We start from the raw sequence: 16895 nt of genomic DNA, 5'->3' as shown, positions 1-16895 counted from the left end.
GTTAGCACAGTGTACCCATTTTGGAATGGCATGGGTTATAGCCGATTTAGCTGAGTTATAACCCTGTCACTTCTGACAGACAAAAAATGGCGCGACTCGACTAATCCTCAATAGCAACCCCACACAACACAAGGACGTGAAGCCATGAACTACAAGACCCTGACCGCCACCCTGCTGCTGAGCTGCCTGCCCCTGTTGAGCCAGCCTCTGCTGGCCGCCGACAAGCCGGCTGCCAAGCCAGCCACCACAGTCACCACCGCGAAGGAGAGCGGCAAGGTGAACCTGAATACGGCGAATATCAATGAGTTAACTGCCCTCAAGGGGATCGGCGAGAAGAAGGCCCAGGCCATCGTCGACTTTCGCGAAAAGCAGGGCAAGTTCACCACGGTCGAACAACTGGCCGATGTGAGTGGCATAGGGCCGGCAACCCTGGAAGCAAATCGGGACATGATCATCGTCAAGTAACCGCTTTGGACCTCCCCATCATGAGGGCAGCCTGTGGCTGCCCTATTTTTCTTCGGGTATCATGAGCCCACTTTGTATCTCTGGACTCTCTCCATGAAAAAGACACCGCTCGTTGTACGCAAGGCCGTTCTTCCTGTCGCCGGTTTGGGCACCCGCATGCTGCCTGCCACCAAGGCCATCCCGAAAGAGATGCTGCCAGTGGTCGACAAGCCGCTGATCCAGTATGTGGTGCGCGAAGCCATCGCCGCCGGCATCAAGGAGATCATCCTGGTGACGCACTCGAGCAAGAACTCCATCGAGAACCACTTCGACAAGAGCTTCGAGCTGGAAGCGACCCTGGAAAAGCGGGTCAAGCGACAGCTGCTGGAAGAGGTACAACACATCTGCCCCAAAGACGTCACCATCATGCACGTCCGTCAGGGCGAAGCCAAAGGCCTGGGTCATGCCGTGCTCTGTGCCCGCCCGCTGATCGGCGACAACCCGTTTGCGGTCCTGCTGCCTGACGTGCTGATCGATGAAGTGGCCAGCAACCTCAAGCAGGACAACCTGGCCGAAATGGTGCACATGTTCGAAGAGGATCACATCAGCCAGATCATGGTGGAAGCCGTCCCCGAAAGCGAAGTGGACAAATACGGCATCGCCGACATCAAGGGCGAGGCCCTGAGCGAAGGCATGTCCCTGCCGATGCAGGCCATCGTCGAGAAGCCGCCCCGTGACGAAGCCCCTTCCAACCTGGCCGTGGTCGGCCGCTACGTGCTCTCCTCCAACATCTGGCCGCTGCTGGAGAAGACGCCGGCCGGTGCCGGCGACGAGATCCAGCTGACCGATGCCATCGCCATGCTGATGGAGCAGGAGCAGGTCAACGCCTACTTCATGAAGGGTCGCAGTCACGACTGCGGCAGCAAGATGGGCTATATGAAAGCCAACGTGGAATATGCCGTGCGCCACCCGGAACTGAACGGTGAATTCATTGCGTGGCTGAAACAGTTCGTCAAACAGTTGTAATAGCTGAATATTTAACCTGTTAATAGAATTATATACTGGGCATCATTCGATGCCCTTTTTCATTTTATAAACAAATATTCAACCATTGATAGATAAAATATCGCTAAATCATAATATTGTAATTTAATCACGCTTGTTCTATAAGGATTAAGGCTTGTTCCTAGCCCTTGCATAAAATTCCTAAAAAAATATAAGACACAGGTGGAAGTTCCAATGAATAATCCGTCCAAAGGGACCTTTTTAGGTCACCCTAAAGGGCTTTTTTTGCTCTTTAGTACCGAACTGTGGGAGAGATTCTCCTATTACGGCATGCGTGCCGTGCTCGTCCTCTATCTGACTGACATGACTGCCAACGGCGGCATGGGCTGGACTCAGGCCGACGCCCTCAAGCTGTACGGCATCTATACCGGTCTGGTCTACATCACCCCCATCATAGGTGGCTGGCTGGCGGATACCTTCCTCGGCCAACGCCGTGCGATCCTGATCGGTGCCATCTTCATGGCCGCGGGTCAATTCACCCTGGCCCTGCCGCACGCCATGTTCCCGGAGATGGTCAACAACGTCTTCTACGCTGGCCTGGCCCTGTTGATCCTGGGTAACGGTCTGTTCAAACCGAACATCTCCACCATGGTGGGTGACCTGTACAAGGAAGGTGACCACCGTCGTGACGGTGCCTTCACCATCTTCTACATGGGCATCAACCTGGGCTCCCTGCTGGCCGGCGTGATCTGTGGCGCCGCCGCGACTGCCTACGGCTGGCAAGCCGCCTTCGTCAGCGCAGGTATCGGCATGCTGCTCTCCCTGGTAGTGCAGGCCACCATGGCCCAGCGTTTCCTGGGTGACATAGGTCGTGTACCGGCCGCCCAGCGCGCCGCCGAGCAACGCTCCAAGGAGCAGAAGGCGCCGCTAACCAAGCAGGAAGTGGATCGCATCAAGGTCATCCTGGTACTGGGTCTGTTCACCATCATCTTCTGGGCTGGCTTCGAGCAGGCCGGTGGTCTGATGAACCTGTACGCGCAGGAATATACCGACCGCATGATCGGCAGCTTCGAAGTGCCGACCGCCTGGTTCCAGTCCCTGAACCCCTTCTTCATCATCACGCTCGCCCCCATAGTCGCGGCTATCTGGATCAAGCTCGGCAGCAAAGAGCCGAACTCCCCGGTGAAGTTCGCCATGGGTCTGCTGTTCCTGGCCGTGGGCTTCCTGTTCATGATCGGTGCCGTGCTGGAGCAAGGTGGCGATCAGGCCGTCAAGACCTCCATGTTCTGGCTGGTCGGTGCCTATCTGTTCCACACCCTGGGTGAGCTCTGCCTCTCTCCGATCGGTCTCTCCATGGTGACCAAGCTGGCTCCGCTGCGTCTGGCCTCCCTGATGATGGGTGCCTGGTTCGGCTTCGTTGCCCTGGCCAACTACATCGCCGGCTTCGTCGGTTCCTTCGTCGGCGAGTCCGGTGCCATCGCCATCTTCGGCGGCATCGCCATCGCCGCCGTGATCAGCGCCCTGATCCTGCTGACCATGGCCAACCGCCTGGTTTACTGGATGCACGGTGCCGAAGGTCCGGCCAAAGAGCCGGAAGAGCACGACAAGAAACTGCAGTCTGCCACCGTCTAACCGGTTCGGATTGTGATGAACAAACAGGGCGCCCGATGGGCGCCCTGTTTGTTTCTGTCTGCGGCGGATCTGCCTCAGTGGTGGCGTACCTGCACATGGAGGGCGCTGCCGCTGTCGCTGCGAAACTGCAGGTCAAACGGCTCGTGCCAGCTGCGCTTGTGCAGCGCGTAGTGGCTGCTGCGCAGCAAGCCGAGCGGCAGGCCGCCGGAGCGCATCAACCAGTGCGGTGAGGTGAGCCCGGCATTGGCAAACACCAGACCATCTTCCTGATCGAACAGCAGGGCGGCCATGGCGAAGGAGTGGCGCAGGCCGGATTCGATGAGCTGCAGGTTGAGGTAGTCGAGCAGCCGGTGCGGCTGGGTCAGCAGCAGGCTCTCCTTGTGCTGAAACTGGCGATAGGGAGCATTCATCAGGGAACGCACCAGGGCGCCGCAGAAGGCGGCATCCACCCCGAGCACCGGCAGCTCCATCACCAGCACCAGCAGCTTGTCGTCCAGCTTGAAGGTGTCTGGAATGAACAGGTTGCCCATCCCCTCGAACGTCACCTGCCAGGGGCCCCACTCCTGCAAGCCGGGTGGCCTCAACCAGGCCAGCAGACGGGTGGCCGCCTTGTCGTGATCGCGAAAGAAGTCGATGTGATCCATCAGCTCCAGTTGCTGCCCGTGACCATAGTTGGCCGCCAGACACTGATCTATGCTGCGGCGCACCTGACCGAAGTCCGAAACCGGCTTGATCAGAAAATCGCAGGCACCGGCGCGCAACGCCCGCTCCACCGCCTCCATCTTGCTCTGCCCGGAGATGACGATGACGGGGATATGGGGATAGCGGGCAGACAGGCAGGCGATGACCTCATGCCCATCCATGTTGGGCATGTTCAGGTCGCACAGCACTATATCGGGGTGGTAGAGCGCGGCGGCAGAGAGGCCTTCAATCCCGTCCTCGGCCTGAAACACGCACGCCCCGTCATGCTCGAGATAAGTTACCAGCGAGTGGCGAAAAACCGCTTCATCTTCCACCACCAGGATCCGTAGTCCGGCTTTTGACATCTTGACAAAGCTCTTATTAGTCAATTAGTTATTTGAGTATTAAGCCTAGACCATAAGGGGCGGGCTTGACCAATCAGATGATTGCATAATCGTAATGGCGGGTATGCCATATGGCTATCCTGGCAGCCAACTGTTTGAAAAAGAGCGGGTAATGCCGCCCGCACGGCGCAATGACCCCGGCGAGAATGCTGGCCTTTTGGCCAGCCAGCAACCCCAAAAAAGGCGCCATGCCAGTACGCATGCCCGGCTCATTTCACACTCGCTATTGCCACCAGGGTGGAACCGAACCTCATTTCCGACCCACAAACAGGCCTGCCGGCCCCCTTGCCCGAGCGGCACGAATTGTATGAGACCCCGCCATGGGGGATAATGCCCTCCACTCCAGATCGTGAAGAGCACCATGACACCAGCCGAATACAGCGCCCTCGCCCATCCCAGATTGTCCCATCCGGCTCGCAGCCTCTATACCCTGCAGCTGCGCAGACTGGTGCAGGAAAATCAGCTGGCCCGGCTCAACTATCCCGAACTGGGGCGAGCCTTGGCGGTGGTCGATCCCGGTGATCCCAGCGGCTTCTGTTTTCAGGTCAACGCCCGCCAGCTGACCGAGCTGTTCGATGAGCTGATGGAGGCCGGGCTGCTGCAGGTCGAGGCGCAGGCCGACAGTGAGCACTACCATCAGTGCCCGTTCCTGCTGCCGCTGCTGACCCAGAAGGTGCGCAGTCCGCTGCCGGAGCGCCCCTTCCAGATGCACCTGCAGTGGCGCCCGGATGAGGAGCTGCCCGCCCTCGCCCGCCTGTGTGGGGTGATAGATGCCAGTTACAACGAAGAGGATCTGGGGGAGTTCATCGCCTACTGGCTGGGCCGCCCCGAGGTGTTCGACTCCCAGCATCAGTGGATGCTCAAGTTCATTCGTGCCCTCAAGACCCGCCGCTACGTCCGTCGCCAGCCGATGGAGGCGAAAGGTTACCAGCAGGTCACGTCAGCCCCTGCAGACTCAGGCCCGAGCAAGCGGGCGCAGCAGATGATAGAAGAGGCCAAACGGCTGACCCAAGTGCAGACCCAGGAACAGGCGCCGCAGCAGGAACCGGATAATGATTGATAGCGGCCCCCGCCTGCAGGCAAAATCAGTGCCTTGCCCCCCCATCCCTGACCCAGCAGAAGGAGCATTCCATGACTGACCCGCAAGATCCCCTGCGCCAGGAGCTGGAAGAGATCGAAGCCAAGCGCAAAAGAATCGCCAAGGCCAAACAGGACCACAGGGTGCACGACACCGAACTGAGCCAGCACGTGGGCGGCCTGCTTGAACGCATTCGCCGTCTGCAGGCCCAGACAGGTGGCAGCCAGTACGACTACGAGACCCTGCGCAAGGAGTACGACGCCAAGGCCAACGCCGAGGTGCGCGAGCTGCAGAAGGCGGCCCGCCTGGAGCGGATCCAGAAGCTGATCGCCCAGGCCGACCTCAACCCGGACTGGGTATTCGAGAAGATGGATGCCACCGATCCGGCGCTGCAATACCCCATGGAGACGGCTCGCTACTTCATCAGCGGCTTCGAGCACTGGGAGAAGAGCGGTGGTGGCTGCATGCTGATCTATGGCGACTACGGCACCGGCAAGTCCACCCTGGCGGGCGCCGTGGCCCATGAGCTGATCGAACGTCACCAGAAATCGGTGATCTTCCAGCAGTGGGCCTCCATAGTGGACCGCCTCTTCTTCAACGTGATCCAGGATCAAGAGGAGCGCAACCAGTACCGCCGCGCACTGGAAGAGGTCGACCTGCTGATCATCGACGAGGTGTCGGCCAACCGCGCCAAGATGGCGGAGAGCCAGTCCAGCTTCCTCGGCCACCTGCTGCGCCGCCGGCGCAACCTGTCGAAAAGCGTCATCATCATCACCAACCACAGCCCGCAGAGCCTGCATCAGGCCATCGGCGACTTCAGCTTCGAGGCGATCAAGGCGTTCAATCCGGTGGATATCCACCTGAGCGGCCCCAGCCGTCGCCCCAACATAGGCCACTACAACGGCTGATCCTGCGAGCCCGGGCCACCCGCCCGCGGCTCGCCGCATTTCCCCTGCTCACCCCTTTCAAATAAAAACAACTCTCATTTACAGCGCTGCGCCAACCCTCTAGGCTACCCCTTTCATCACAGGGAGCAGCACAATGCCAACCACACTCATCTTCGGAGCCAGCCGCGGGCTGGGCCGCGCCTTCACCGAACACGCCCTGCGCCAGGGCCACAGGGTCGTGGCCCTGGTCCGTAACCCGGAGATGGCCGCCGAGCTGCGCGCATTGGGAGTCGAGGTGGTTGAGGGAGACGCCCTCGACCATCAGGCCGTCGCGCAGGCTTGCTCACTCGCAGGTGACGAGGCCGGGGTGATCTCGACCCTCGGCAGCTTCCGCCAGCCGACCCCTGTCGATTATCAAGGCAACCGCCAGGTGATCGATCAGATGGAGCTGGCCGGGCTCAAACGTCTGCTGCTGGTCACCTCGCTGGGTTGCGGCGACAGCTGGCAATACCTGCCCGAACGGGCCAGGGCCGCCTTCGGTCACGAGGTACGCTTGAAGAGCCTGGCGGAGAGCTGGCTGCAGACCAGCGCGCTGACCTGGACCATAGTTCGCCCGGCCGGCTTGCAGGATGGCGAGGCCACAGGGCTGGCCGTGTTGAGTCAGGGGAGCGAGGTGCACGGTCTGGTGCACCGCGCCGATGTGGCGGAGCATGGATTGCAGCTGCTGAACGATGAGCGGGCAGTGGGGCAGATCTACGCCATCGGCGATCCCACCCTCAGCCGGGGGTGAGCAATCCGGATAACAAAACGGTCAGCCCCAGGGCTGACCGTTTTATTGTCTGATATCGTCTAGCTGGCAGAGGGACCAGGCTCAGTTGCCGTCTCCGCAGCCACTTCGCCCGACGCGGCAGCCTCGTCCACAAGCGACCGCTGGCGCCAGCGCAGCAGCAGGCAAGCCAGAGCGCCGTAAAGCAGTGCCAGCCCCCACAACTGCCACCAGTAACGGGCAACCTGGGCAAACTCGGCCCCCATCTGGTTGAGGCGCAAGAAGCCCTCGATGGCCGGGGTGCTCGGCACCCACTGGGCCAGCCAGTTGAGGGGGGTCGGGATCAGCTCCAGCGGCCAGATGAAGCCCGCCAGGAAGACCAGCGGCATGGAGGAGAGCAATACCACCTGGGTCGGCAGATCCCGGCGGGTAAACAGGGCCCCCAGCACTATGCCAAGCCAGGTGGTTGCCAGCAGGAACGGCAGGGTGAACAGCCACAGCTCGGCCGGCTCGGCGGTGCGCACTATGTTGTAGTGATCGAAACAGAAGCCGAAGAAGTAGGTCACCGGCAGCACGAACAGCCCGCCCACCACCAAGGTTCTGGCCAGCAGCAGGGCAAGCACGGGGGCGCTCTGCCAATAGCCAGACTCCCCGCGACCGCTGCGCTGATTCTGGGTTGCCCCCAGGATCCCGGTGCCCATCAGCAGCACCTGATGCAGGATCAGCACGAACACGGCGGGCACCACATAGTTCACATAGCCCATGGTGGGGTTGAACACCGGCAGCACGTTGAGCCCGACCGAGTTCCAGCCCATGGCAGCCTGCGGCAGCGCCTCGCCCTGACTGAGCAGACGCGTGACCTTGATCTGGGCCGCCAGGCTGCCACCCGCTAGGGCCAGCCCCTCGGCTATGGTGCCGTAGACCAGGAAGTAGGAGGCATCACCGGCATAGCTCAGGGTGACGCTCCTGCCCTGCATCAGATCCCGGTAGAAGTGACGGGGAATGTGCAGTATGCCGCTCCCCTGCCCCGCCATCAGCAGCTGGCGCGCCTCTTCCAGGCTGTTGGCCCGTGCCACCAGTTTCACCTGCGGGGTAGCATCGGCCATGAACTCCAACTGACGGGAGAGCTGACTGCCATCCTCATTGACCACCACCACAGGCTCTTCCCTGGGCAGTTGCTGCAGGTAGGGCTGCGGGTAGAGGAAGGAGTAGAAGAAGACGCCACCGAACAGGGTCAGCATGATGGCCCGATCGGCCAGCAGGGTACGCAGTTCCAGTCGCAGCAGATCCCAAAAACCTAGCATGACATCCACTCCTTCCACTGCCCGGCAGCAGAGCACGGTTCGGGCCGTATCAAACCCCAAAAACCTAGCATGAGGCAGGCTCCTTATCGGCAGCTTGGCGCGCCAGCTCGGCCTGCTGCTGGTAACGACGAACAACCAGCAACAGGGGCAGCAGGAACAGCAGCAAGGCGCCGAGCTGGGGCAGGGCCGCAGCGAGCGGCTGGCCGTAGTTGGTCTGCCCTATCTGCAGCTCCACATAGTGGGAGATGGGCAGCAGGCTGCGCCAGAACTGGGCAAAGTCCCCCATGGCACTGACCGGAAAGGTCACGCCCATGAAGGCAAAGCCTGGGGCCGTATAGGCGCCCGCCAGCGACAGGGCGCGGGCCGGATCCCGGATGACACCGTAGAAGAAGGCCCCCATGCTGACGCAGGCGGCCGAAGCCAACCCCAGTCCCAGTGTCAGCACCAGCCAGCTGCCTTGCATCGGATAGCCAAACGCCTTGAACAGCATCAGGCTCCACGCCAGACCCCAGGCCCACCCAATCAGCACATGAGGCAGCAAAGTGCGCCAGAGGCCGAACCAGACCCCTTGGCTGGTCCAGTCCAGCCCCAGCCGATCGGTACGGGCCAGGGCGTTGATCCCATAGAGCACCACCAGGATCTGCCACACCGCCGGCAACAGGGCACTCAGCAGGAACTGGGCATAGCTGGAGTTGATGTTGTAGAGCGCAGTCACCTGATTGCTGATGGGCACGGATTGCCCCAGGGCGCCGGACATGACCTTGCCATCGGCCATGGCGGCCAGTACGCCCACCTGGCCGTTGAGGGTCCCCACCACCTGGGACAAGGCCGAGTTGACCAGCTTGGCGATCAGGATGAACTGGCTGTTGTTGAACACAGTCACCTTGGGCTGGGTACCCTGACGGGCATCCCGCTCCAGATGGTGAGGGATCACCACCAGGGCATAGATGTCTCCCCCGCGCAGGGCGCGTGCCCCCTCGTCGATGGAGTCGAACTGGCCGGCAAGGCGCAGGCCGGCTGAACCGTCCAGCGAGAACGCCAGCTGACGAGAGAGGACGCTCTGATCCAGATCCACCAGACCAACGTTGAGATCCCGGGCCAGCCCGGCCGAGAAGATCCAGCAGAGGGTCCCCATCAACAGCAAGGGAACCCAGCTCATCAGGGCACGACCGAACGGATCCTGCCACAACAGCCGCCATTCGCGTCTCATCAGAGTTCGACCAGCACACTCATGCCGACTCGCAGACCGTCAACCGGTTGCAAGGGGCGCGCCTCCACCTGGAAGCTCTTCATGTCGAAGCCCTGACGGGTATCCGTGGCACGCCAGGTGGCAAAATCCCCCATCACGGCCACGTGGGTCACCTTGAAGCGTACCGTCTGCTCACCCAGGCCCGGAATGGTGGCATCGAACTCAGTGCCCAGCGCGAAGCGGGGCAGCAGATCTTCGCGCACATGGAACTGGGCCCAGGCATCCTGCATGTCGAGCAGAGTCACCACAGGGAAGCCCTGTGGCGCCAGCTCACCGCTGCGCAGCAGCACCTGGGACACCTCCCCCGCGTGCGGGCTGGCGATGCGGGTATCGGCCAGATAGGCCTCCACTTCCGCCACCGAGCCCGCCGCCATGTTGGCCTGCTCCCGTGCCGCCACCTTGGTCTCTTCCCGCGCCCCTTCCAGGGTCATCTGGTATTGCTGCCAGGCCATGCCTTCGCTGTACTTGGCTGCCTGCCAGGCAGTCCAGGCCTCATCCCGTTTCTGCAACGGCATCACGCCATCCCGGTGCAGGCTGGCGATGCGCTCATAAGTCTTGGCCCGCAGCAGGGCTGCCGCCTTGGCCTTTTGCCACTGATCCTTGGCACCCGCGATCTGCTGGGCACGCGCGCCCTTCTCCGCTTCCTCGGCCATGGCCCCGGCCGCAGCCTGACCCGCCTTGGCCTGGCTCAGCTTGGCCTCGATCTCGGGACTGGCCAGGGTGAACACCAGCTGATCCCGGGCCAGCTGGTCGCCCTTCTTCACCAGCACCTCGTCGATGCGGCCCGCCACCTTGGAGGAGACCGAATACTGCTGCGCCTCAACCTGGCCTTGCAAACGTACCGGCTCGGGCTGATAGGCGAGCCAGAAACGCCAGCCCAGCCAGATCATCAGCAGGACCAGCGCCAGTGGCAGCAGCAACGGCTTGGCCTGGCTCATCTTCTTCTTGATGGGGGGATGACTCATGCATTCACCTCGACAAACGGGCGACCCTTGGCGGTCGAAACAGACATGGAAAACGGGACAGACAGGGCCGCGATCATGAATTCACCTCGATCGCCTGACCATGCTGATATTGATTGAAACTGTTCATCTGACCGGAGAGTGCCAACAGGCGCGCCAGCGAGATCACATATTGATAGGCGGCAGCGGCACGCTGGGTCTTGACCCCGGCTAGCTGGTTCTGGGCATCCACCACATCCAGCGAGGTGGAGAGCCCCTGCCCGAATGCCTTGTCCCGCAGCAGCACGTTCTCCTCGGCCAGCGCCTGAGTGGAGGAGAGAGACTGGTACTCTTCCAGCCCCTGTGCCGCCTCGCGCCAGGTCTTCTCGACCAGCAGTTCCAGATCCTCGCGGGTCTTGGCCTGCAGCAGATTGACCTGCAGCTCGGCGCTCTTGGCCGCTTGTACCGTCTCGGAGCGGCCGTCGCGGCTCACCAGCGGCATGCTGACGCCGACCCCGACCACCCAGTCAGGGGTGATCTTCGCGGCCAGGGTATCTCGTTCGTAGAGGTTGTAGTTGCCGAACATGAAGAGCTCTGGTGCATATTTGCCCTTCTCGGCCCGGATCATCGCCTTCGCCTGCTCACGCTTGGCGATCAGCATCTTGAGACCCGGGTGCACCGTCAGCGTCTCCTCGACGAAAGCCGCCAAGGGGGGCACGTCGTCATTGATGAACAGCTGGGTAGCCGGTTCGGCTCCCTTGAGCTTGATCATGCGATCCAGCGCCAGCTCGGCTATCTCCAGGCTGCGGCGGGATTTCTGGGTATCGATGCGCGCCCTGTCATAGGCAGACTGGGCCGACAGCCGCTCGACCTTGGCGATCTGGCCCTGGGCTTCCAGCTTCCTGGCATGATCCAGATGGCGGGCCAGCCCCTGCTCTATCTCCTGCTTGGTCTGCACCACCTGCGCCGCCAGCACCACGCCGAAATAGGTCTGGGACAGGCTCTCGAAGCTGGCTTGCTGCTTGATGGCCAGCAACTCCTTGGCTTCATCCACCTGCGCGGACCGAATATCCTGCATCGCATCGATCCGCCCTCCGACAAACAGGGGCCAGAGCATTCTGACCGAACTGGTGACGCGATTTTGCTCGGTCAGCGACGAGGCCAGCCATTTGGAGTCGATCCCCATCTGCCCCAGAATCGCGCCCAATGCGGGAGAGTTTTCCAGCTTGTCGTCCAGCCCCATCAGATCCGGCTTGGAAATGCGCGCATAATCCGCCCCCAGACTGATGTCGGGCAGATACATGGCCTTGGCCGCCTCACGCAACTGTTGCGCCCGATCCACACCGGCCTGTTCCGCCGCCAGCCCGTCATCCTGCTGGATGACCCGGCTCCAGGCCTCGCCGAAGCTGACGGTCTGCGCCTGGGCAGAACCCAGCACGGCACCCAGCAGACACGGGTAGAGAGATTTGATGAACCTTGACGTCATACATCCCCAATCTGTTTGTAATAAAATTGTTTGGAGCCTTTGCTCGATTCAAGCTCGCTATCATAGCGCAAACCCCAACCGGATGGGGACAGGCAAATCGTCAAGTCCCTCGCTCATTTGACCCCGTAAACTCACCCCGACAATATGCCTGATTTTCAAGCACTCCTGAATTTGCAAGCCTTGGCGCGACGTTTTTTTCAGAAAAAAATGGCTGACGCTCAAATACTAACCTTTTCTCCTGACTAAAAAATGCGTAATATACGCCGCCCTAAGCCGATGGTAACCGTGGAATGCAGATAGGTCCCCACACGCTTGAAACTCCCTTGATTGTGGCTCCCATGGCCGGTGTAACAGACCGACCATTTCGTGAACTTTGTTTGCGATTGGGCGCTGGCATGGCCGTTTCCGAGATGCTGCTGGCCAACCCGGATGTCTGGGATACCCAGAAAACCAGGATGAGAATGGATCACTCTGCAGAAGGTGGCTTGCGATCGGTCCAGATTGCCGGAGCCGACCCCGAGATGATGGCGTTTGCCGCCCGCTACAACGTGGAGCAGGGCGCTCAGATCGTCGACATCAACATGGGTTGTCCAGCAAAAAAAGTGAACAAGAAGTTGGCAGGTTCCGCCCTGCTGCGTCATCCCGATCTGGTCAGAACCATCTGCCGGGCCGTGGTGGATGCAGTCAAGGTGCCTGTTACCTTGAAGATCCGCACAGGATGGGATCCGGATAACCGCAATGGCGAGGAGATCGCCCGAATCGCCGAAGATTGCGGTATCGCGGCCCTCGCCGTGCATGGTCGTACCCGTGCCTGCCTCTACCGGGGTCACGCTGAGTACGACACGATTAAGGCGATTAAGCAGGCCGTATCGATTCCTGTTGTCGCCAATGGCGACATAGACAGCCCGGAGAAGGCCCGGTATGTCCTCGACTATACCGGCGTTGATGCCGTGATGATCGGCCGTGCAGCGCAAGGACGACCCTGGATTTTCCGGGAAATCCGTCATTTTCTTGAAACGGGTACCAAGCTGCCGCCTCCTGAAAGGGAAGAGGTTCGCACCCTGATGAACGAGCATGTAACCAACCTGCACCAGTTTTATGGTGCATATCTGGGAGCGCGCATTGCCCGTAAACACGTGGGCTGGTATCTGGATGAAGAAGAGACGGGCCGAGAATTCCGTAAGCACTTCAATGCCCTGGATTGTGCAGACGCACAACTAGAGGCACTCGAAGCGTATTTCGATGGATTAGGTTAACGCATAACTAAAGAGCCGACCGAATATGTTCGAACAAACCCTGACTTCTGATGCATTGGTAACAACTACTCACAATCACGCTGCCGAGCCGACCCAGCGCCCCCTGCGTGACTCTGTGCAACAGGCCCTGCGTAACTACCTGGCCCAGTTGAACGGTCAGGAAGTGATTGATCTGTACGATATGGTCCTCTCCGAAGTCGAAGCTCCCATGCTGGACGTGATCATGCAATACACCCGCGGTAACCAAACCCGCGCCGCTGTGATGATGGGCATCAACCGTGGCACCCTGCGCAAGAAACTCAAGCGCTACGGCATGAACTGATCTCGATCAGACCTGCAGCAGTGCAGACGAAGGCGTATTCCAGCGATGGGATACGCCTTTTTCTATGCCTAGTTGTCTCTAATGGCGGAGCCTCACTCCGTGGCCAGCTTGATACCCAGCCCCACGAACAGCCCCCCCATCAAGCGGTTGAGCCAAGCTCCCAACCGGGTCGACAAACGTACCTTGCGACTTGCATAGGCGGTAAAGAACGCCAGCAGGTGGCACCAGATCATGCCGTTGAAATTGAAGATGCAGCCCAGCAGGATGAAGGCCAGCGCCTTCTGCGGCGCATCGGGGGCAATAAACTGGGGCACGAAGGCGAGGAAGAAGAGCGCTACCTTGGGATTGAGCACATTGGTCAGCAATCCCTGCCGATAGATCCGGCCATAAGAGAGCACAGGCAACGCCACAGCCGCATTGGTGGCGGAAGGAGCCTTGGTACCTTGCCAGAACATGGAAAACCATAGGTAGACCAAATAGAGCGCCCCCATCAACTTGATGACGGCGAACAGCTCGGCCGAAGCGCTCAGCACAGCCGACAACCCCAGAGCAGCCGCCAGCACATGCACCATGGTGCCCGTCCCAATCCCCAGCGCCGCGACTGAGCCCGCCCGCCAACCCTGAGAGCCGCTGCGCAGCATGATGAGCAGGGAATCCGGCCCGGGCATCATGTTCAACAGCAAACCAGACACGATAAACAACGCCAGATCGTGGATCCCCAACATACACGACTCCTTGCTCGTGAAAGAGACAGTCTATGGATCCCGCGTCTATTGTCATCCCCCATCGCAGCAATAGTGATTATCAACGAAGGGAATAGCAGATAAGCCTGGTGCACATTAGTCCGAGTTGGAACCCAAGGTTGAGAGGATATTGAGCAGAACCCACATCCCAGCCTTCGTTAGCGCCAGCAAACGACATGGACGGGGATATATAACGCTGGATGGCGCAGCCATCCGGAATAGAGCGGGGGAAAAATAAACAAGTGAGGGCTCAGAAGGAAAGCATCACCTGGCTATTGCAACCCGGCGCTTAAATGTCAGGCAATAAAAAAACCCGCTCAAATGAGCGGGCTTTCAATGTTGGGTGCCTGGCAGTGTCCTACTCTCGCATGGCGAATGCCACACTACCATCGGCGCTACCGCGTTTCACTTCTGAGTTCGGCATGGGATCAGGTGGTTCCACGGCGCTATGGCCGCCAGGCAAATAACTTCAATCTTGGAAAGCTGACGTGAGTAACGACTGATGCCTTGGGCTTCGTCGCTATCACTGAATTAGGTAAGTAGTCTCGCACTTGCTACAAGTCTCAGAACACTTCTTGGGTGTTGTATGGTTAAGCCTCACGGGTAATTAGTATGGGTTAGCTCAACACGTCGCCGCGCTTACACACCCCACCTATCAACGTTGTGGTCTCCAACGGCCCTTTAGGACCCTCAAGGGGTCAGGGATGACTCATCTCAGGGCTCGCTTCCCGCTTAGATGCTTTCAGCGGTTATCGATTCCGAACTTAGCTACCGGGCAGTGCCACTGGCGTGACAACCCGAACACCAGAGGTTCGTTCACTCCGGTCCTCTCGTACTAGGAGCAACTCCCTTCAATCATCCAACGCCCACGGCAGATAGGGACCGAACTGTCTCACGACGTTCTGAACCCAGCTCGCGTACCACTTTAAATGGCGAACAGCCATACCCTTGGGACCGACTTCAGCCCCAGGATGTGATGAGCCGACATCGAGGTGCCAAACACCGCCGTCGATATGAACTCTTGGGCGGTATCAGCCTGTTATCCCCGGAGTACCTTTTATCCGTTGAGCGATGGCCCTTCCATTCAGAACCACCGGATCACTATGACCTACTTTCGTACCTGCTCGACCTGTCCGTCTCGCAGTTAAGCTGGCTTATGCCATTGCACTAACCTCCTGATGTCCGACCAGGATTAGCCAACCTTCGTGCTCCTCCGTTACTCTTTGGGAGGAGACCGCCCCAGTCAAACTACCCACCAGGCACTGTCCGCGATCCCGATTCAGGGACCTGCGTTAGAACATCAAACATACAAGGGTGGTATTTCAAGGACGGCTCCAGCGCAACTGGCGTCACGCCTTCAAAGCCTCCCACCTATCCTACACATGTAGGTTCAATGTTCAGTGCCAAGCTGTAGTAAAGGTTCACGGGGTCTTTCCGTCTAGCCGCGGGTACACCGCATCTTCACGGCGAATTCGATTTCACTGAGTCTCGGGTGGAGACAGCATGGCCATGGTTACACCATTCGTGCAGGTCGGAACTTACCCGACAAGGAATTTCGCTACCTTAGGACCGTTATAGTTACGGCCGCCGTTTACCGGGGCTTCGATCAAGAGCTTCGCTTGCGCTAACCCCATCAATTAACCTTCCGGCACCGGGCAGGTGTCACACCCTATACGTCCACTTTCGTGTTTGCAGAGTGCTGTGTTTTTGATAAACAGTCCCAGCCATCTGGTCACTGCGACTCCCAACTGCTCCATCCGCGAGGGACTTCACTGTCAAGAGCGAACCTTCTCCCGAAGTTACGGTTCTATTTTGCCTAGTTCCTTCACCCGAGTTCTCTCAAGCGCCTTGGTATTCTCTACCCGACCACCTGTGTCGGTTTGGGGTACGATGACTTGTAATCTGAAGCTTAGAGGCTTTTCCTGGAAGCAGGGCATCAATGGCTTCACCACCGTAGTGGCTTCGTCTCGTGTCTCAGTGTTGTGTCTCCGGATTTGCCTAGAAACACCACCTACGCACTTTCACCAGGACAACCGTCGCCTGGCCCACCTAGCCTTCTCCGTCCCCCCATCGCAATTACAAGTCGTGCAGGAATATTAACCTGCTTCCCATCGATTACGCCTTTCGGCCTCACCTTAGGGGTCGACTCACCCTGCCCCGATTAACGTTGGACAGGAACCCTTGGTCTTCCGGCGAGGAGGCTTTTCACCCCCTTTATCGTTACTTACGTCAGCATTCGCACTTCTGATATCTCCAGCATACCTCTCGATACACCTTCGCAGACTTACAGAACGCTCCCCTACCACTCACACATAAGTGTGAATCCGCGGCTTCGGTGCCTGGTTTGAGCCCCGTTACATCTTCCGCGCAGGCCGACTCGACTAGTGAGCTATTACGCTTTCTTTAAATGATGGCTGCTTCTAAGCCAACATCCTAGCTGTCTGAGCCTTCCCACATCGTTTCCCACTTAACCAGAACTTTGGGACCTTAGCCGGCGGTCTGGGTTGTTTCCCTCTTCACGACGGACGTTAGCACCCGCCGTGTGTCTCCCGGATATTACTTACTGGTATTCGGAGTTTGCATGGAGTTGGTAAGTCGGGATGACCCCCTAGTCCAAACAGTGCTCTACCCCCAGTAGTATTCGTCCGAGGCGCTACCTAAATAGCTTTCGGGGAGAACCAGCTATCTCCGAGTTTG

15 protein-coding genes and 2 rRNA genes (1 of these 17 running past the window's edge) are annotated in these 16895 nt (G+C 59.5%); 8 read left to right on the top strand and 9 right to left on the bottom strand.

Annotation, left to right across the window (positions count from 1 at the left end):
- Positions 1–144 precede the first annotated feature (144 nt).
- The 3 genes from CK910_RS09545 (at position 145) to CK910_RS09535 (ending at position 3081) form a co-directional block, all read left to right on the top strand.
- A complete protein-coding gene (locus tag CK910_RS09545) occupies positions 145–465 on the top strand; it encodes a ComEA family DNA-binding protein (RefSeq protein WP_042866149.1) in 321 nt (106 codons plus the stop codon).
- A 93-nt stretch (positions 466–558) separates the two neighbouring features.
- A complete protein-coding gene (gene galU, locus CK910_RS09540; RefSeq protein ID WP_043135330.1) occupies positions 559–1470 on the top strand; it encodes a UTP--glucose-1-phosphate uridylyltransferase GalU in 912 nt (303 codons plus the stop codon).
- A 213-nt stretch (positions 1471–1683) separates the two neighbouring features.
- Positions 1684–3081, top strand: a complete 1398-nt coding sequence (locus tag CK910_RS09535) for a peptide MFS transporter (RefSeq protein ID WP_042866150.1) — start codon at positions 1684–1686, stop codon at positions 3079–3081.
- A gap of 74 nt (positions 3082–3155) precedes the next feature.
- Here the strand turns inward: CK910_RS09535 and CK910_RS09530 are convergent, their stop codons facing one another.
- Together CK910_RS09530 and CK910_RS23695 are read right to left on the bottom strand one after the other, a co-directional pair.
- Complete coding sequence (locus CK910_RS09530; RefSeq protein WP_043554002.1) at positions 3156–4127, bottom strand: response regulator; 972 nt, start codon at positions 4125–4127, stop codon at positions 3156–3158.
- 73 nt (positions 4128–4200) lie between these two features.
- Positions 4201–4368 (bottom strand): hypothetical protein, encoded by a 168-nt coding sequence (locus CK910_RS23695; RefSeq protein WP_157774608.1) that lies wholly within the window; start codon positions 4366–4368, stop codon positions 4201–4203.
- Between the two features lie 159 nt (positions 4369–4527).
- On the opposite strand from CK910_RS23695, the gene CK910_RS09525 reads away from it, so the two are divergent.
- From CK910_RS09525 to CK910_RS09515, 3 genes are all read left to right on the top strand, one after another.
- Positions 4528–5226, top strand: coding sequence for a DnaT-like ssDNA-binding domain-containing protein (locus CK910_RS09525; protein ID WP_098982521.1), 699 nt, complete (start codon positions 4528–4530; stop codon positions 5224–5226).
- Positions 5227–5297: 71 nt separating this feature from the next.
- Positions 5298–6152, top strand: a complete 855-nt coding sequence (locus CK910_RS09520) for a DnaA ATPase domain-containing protein (protein WP_098982518.1) — start codon at positions 5298–5300, stop codon at positions 6150–6152.
- Between the two features lie 133 nt (positions 6153–6285).
- Positions 6286–6921 (top strand): SDR family oxidoreductase, encoded by a 636-nt coding sequence (locus tag CK910_RS09515; RefSeq protein ID WP_098982515.1) that lies wholly within the window; start codon positions 6286–6288, stop codon positions 6919–6921.
- Positions 6922–6980: 59 nt separating this feature from the next.
- On the opposite strand, the gene CK910_RS09510 is transcribed toward CK910_RS09515, so the two are convergent.
- The 4 genes from CK910_RS09510 to CK910_RS09495 form a co-directional block, all read right to left on the bottom strand.
- Positions 6981–8201: an ABC transporter permease gene (locus tag CK910_RS09510; protein WP_098982513.1), complete on the bottom strand. Its 1221-nt coding sequence runs from the start codon at positions 8199–8201 to the stop codon at positions 6981–6983.
- A gap of 64 nt (positions 8202–8265) precedes the next feature.
- Positions 8266–9411: an ABC transporter permease gene (locus tag CK910_RS09505; protein WP_098982510.1), complete on the bottom strand. Its 1146-nt coding sequence runs from the start codon at positions 9409–9411 to the stop codon at positions 8266–8268.
- Entirely contained in the window at positions 9411–10415 is a 1005-nt protein-coding gene (locus CK910_RS09500; protein WP_098982507.1) for an HlyD family secretion protein, read from the bottom strand. Before CK910_RS09500 ends, CK910_RS09505 begins: the two co-directional genes overlap by 1 nt.
- Before the next feature lie 73 nt (positions 10416–10488).
- The gene (locus tag CK910_RS09495) at positions 10489–11877 is read right to left on the bottom strand and encodes a TolC family protein (protein WP_172955282.1); all 1389 of its coding nucleotides are present in this window, start codon (positions 11875–11877) and stop codon (positions 10489–10491) included.
- Between the two features lie 290 nt (positions 11878–12167).
- Between CK910_RS09495 and dusB the strand changes: the two genes are divergently transcribed.
- Positions 12168–13133 carry a tRNA dihydrouridine synthase DusB gene (gene dusB / locus CK910_RS09490; protein ID WP_043135312.1) on the top strand — a complete coding sequence of 322 codons (966 nt, stop codon included), beginning with the start codon at positions 12168–12170 and terminating at the stop codon, positions 13131–13133.
- A gap of 25 nt (positions 13134–13158) precedes the next feature.
- Positions 13159–13455 carry a DNA-binding transcriptional regulator Fis gene (gene fis, locus CK910_RS09485; protein ID WP_005309538.1) on the top strand — a complete coding sequence of 99 codons (297 nt, stop codon included), beginning with the start codon at positions 13159–13161 and terminating at the stop codon, positions 13453–13455.
- 92 nt (positions 13456–13547) lie between these two features.
- On the opposite strand, the gene CK910_RS09480 is transcribed toward fis, so the two are convergent.
- The 3 genes from CK910_RS09480 to CK910_RS09470 form a co-directional block, all read right to left on the bottom strand.
- Positions 13548–14180, bottom strand: coding sequence for a LysE family translocator (locus tag CK910_RS09480; protein WP_098982505.1), 633 nt, complete (start codon positions 14178–14180; stop codon positions 13548–13550).
- A 363-nt stretch (positions 14181–14543) separates the two neighbouring features.
- Positions 14544–14658: ribosomal RNA gene (rrf, locus tag CK910_RS09475) — 5S ribosomal RNA — on the bottom strand.
- Positions 14659–14784: 126 nt separating this feature from the next.
- Positions 14785–16895: ribosomal RNA gene (locus tag CK910_RS09470) — 23S ribosomal RNA — on the bottom strand; it runs 779 nt beyond the window's last position.

This window comes from Aeromonas sp. CA23 (assembly GCF_002587065.1).
GTDB lineage: Bacteria > Pseudomonadota > Gammaproteobacteria > Enterobacterales > Aeromonadaceae > Aeromonas > Aeromonas bestiarum.
The sequence above is the reverse complement of the archived record's forward strand: the minus strand, read 5'-3'. Positions and strand labels throughout refer to the sequence as shown.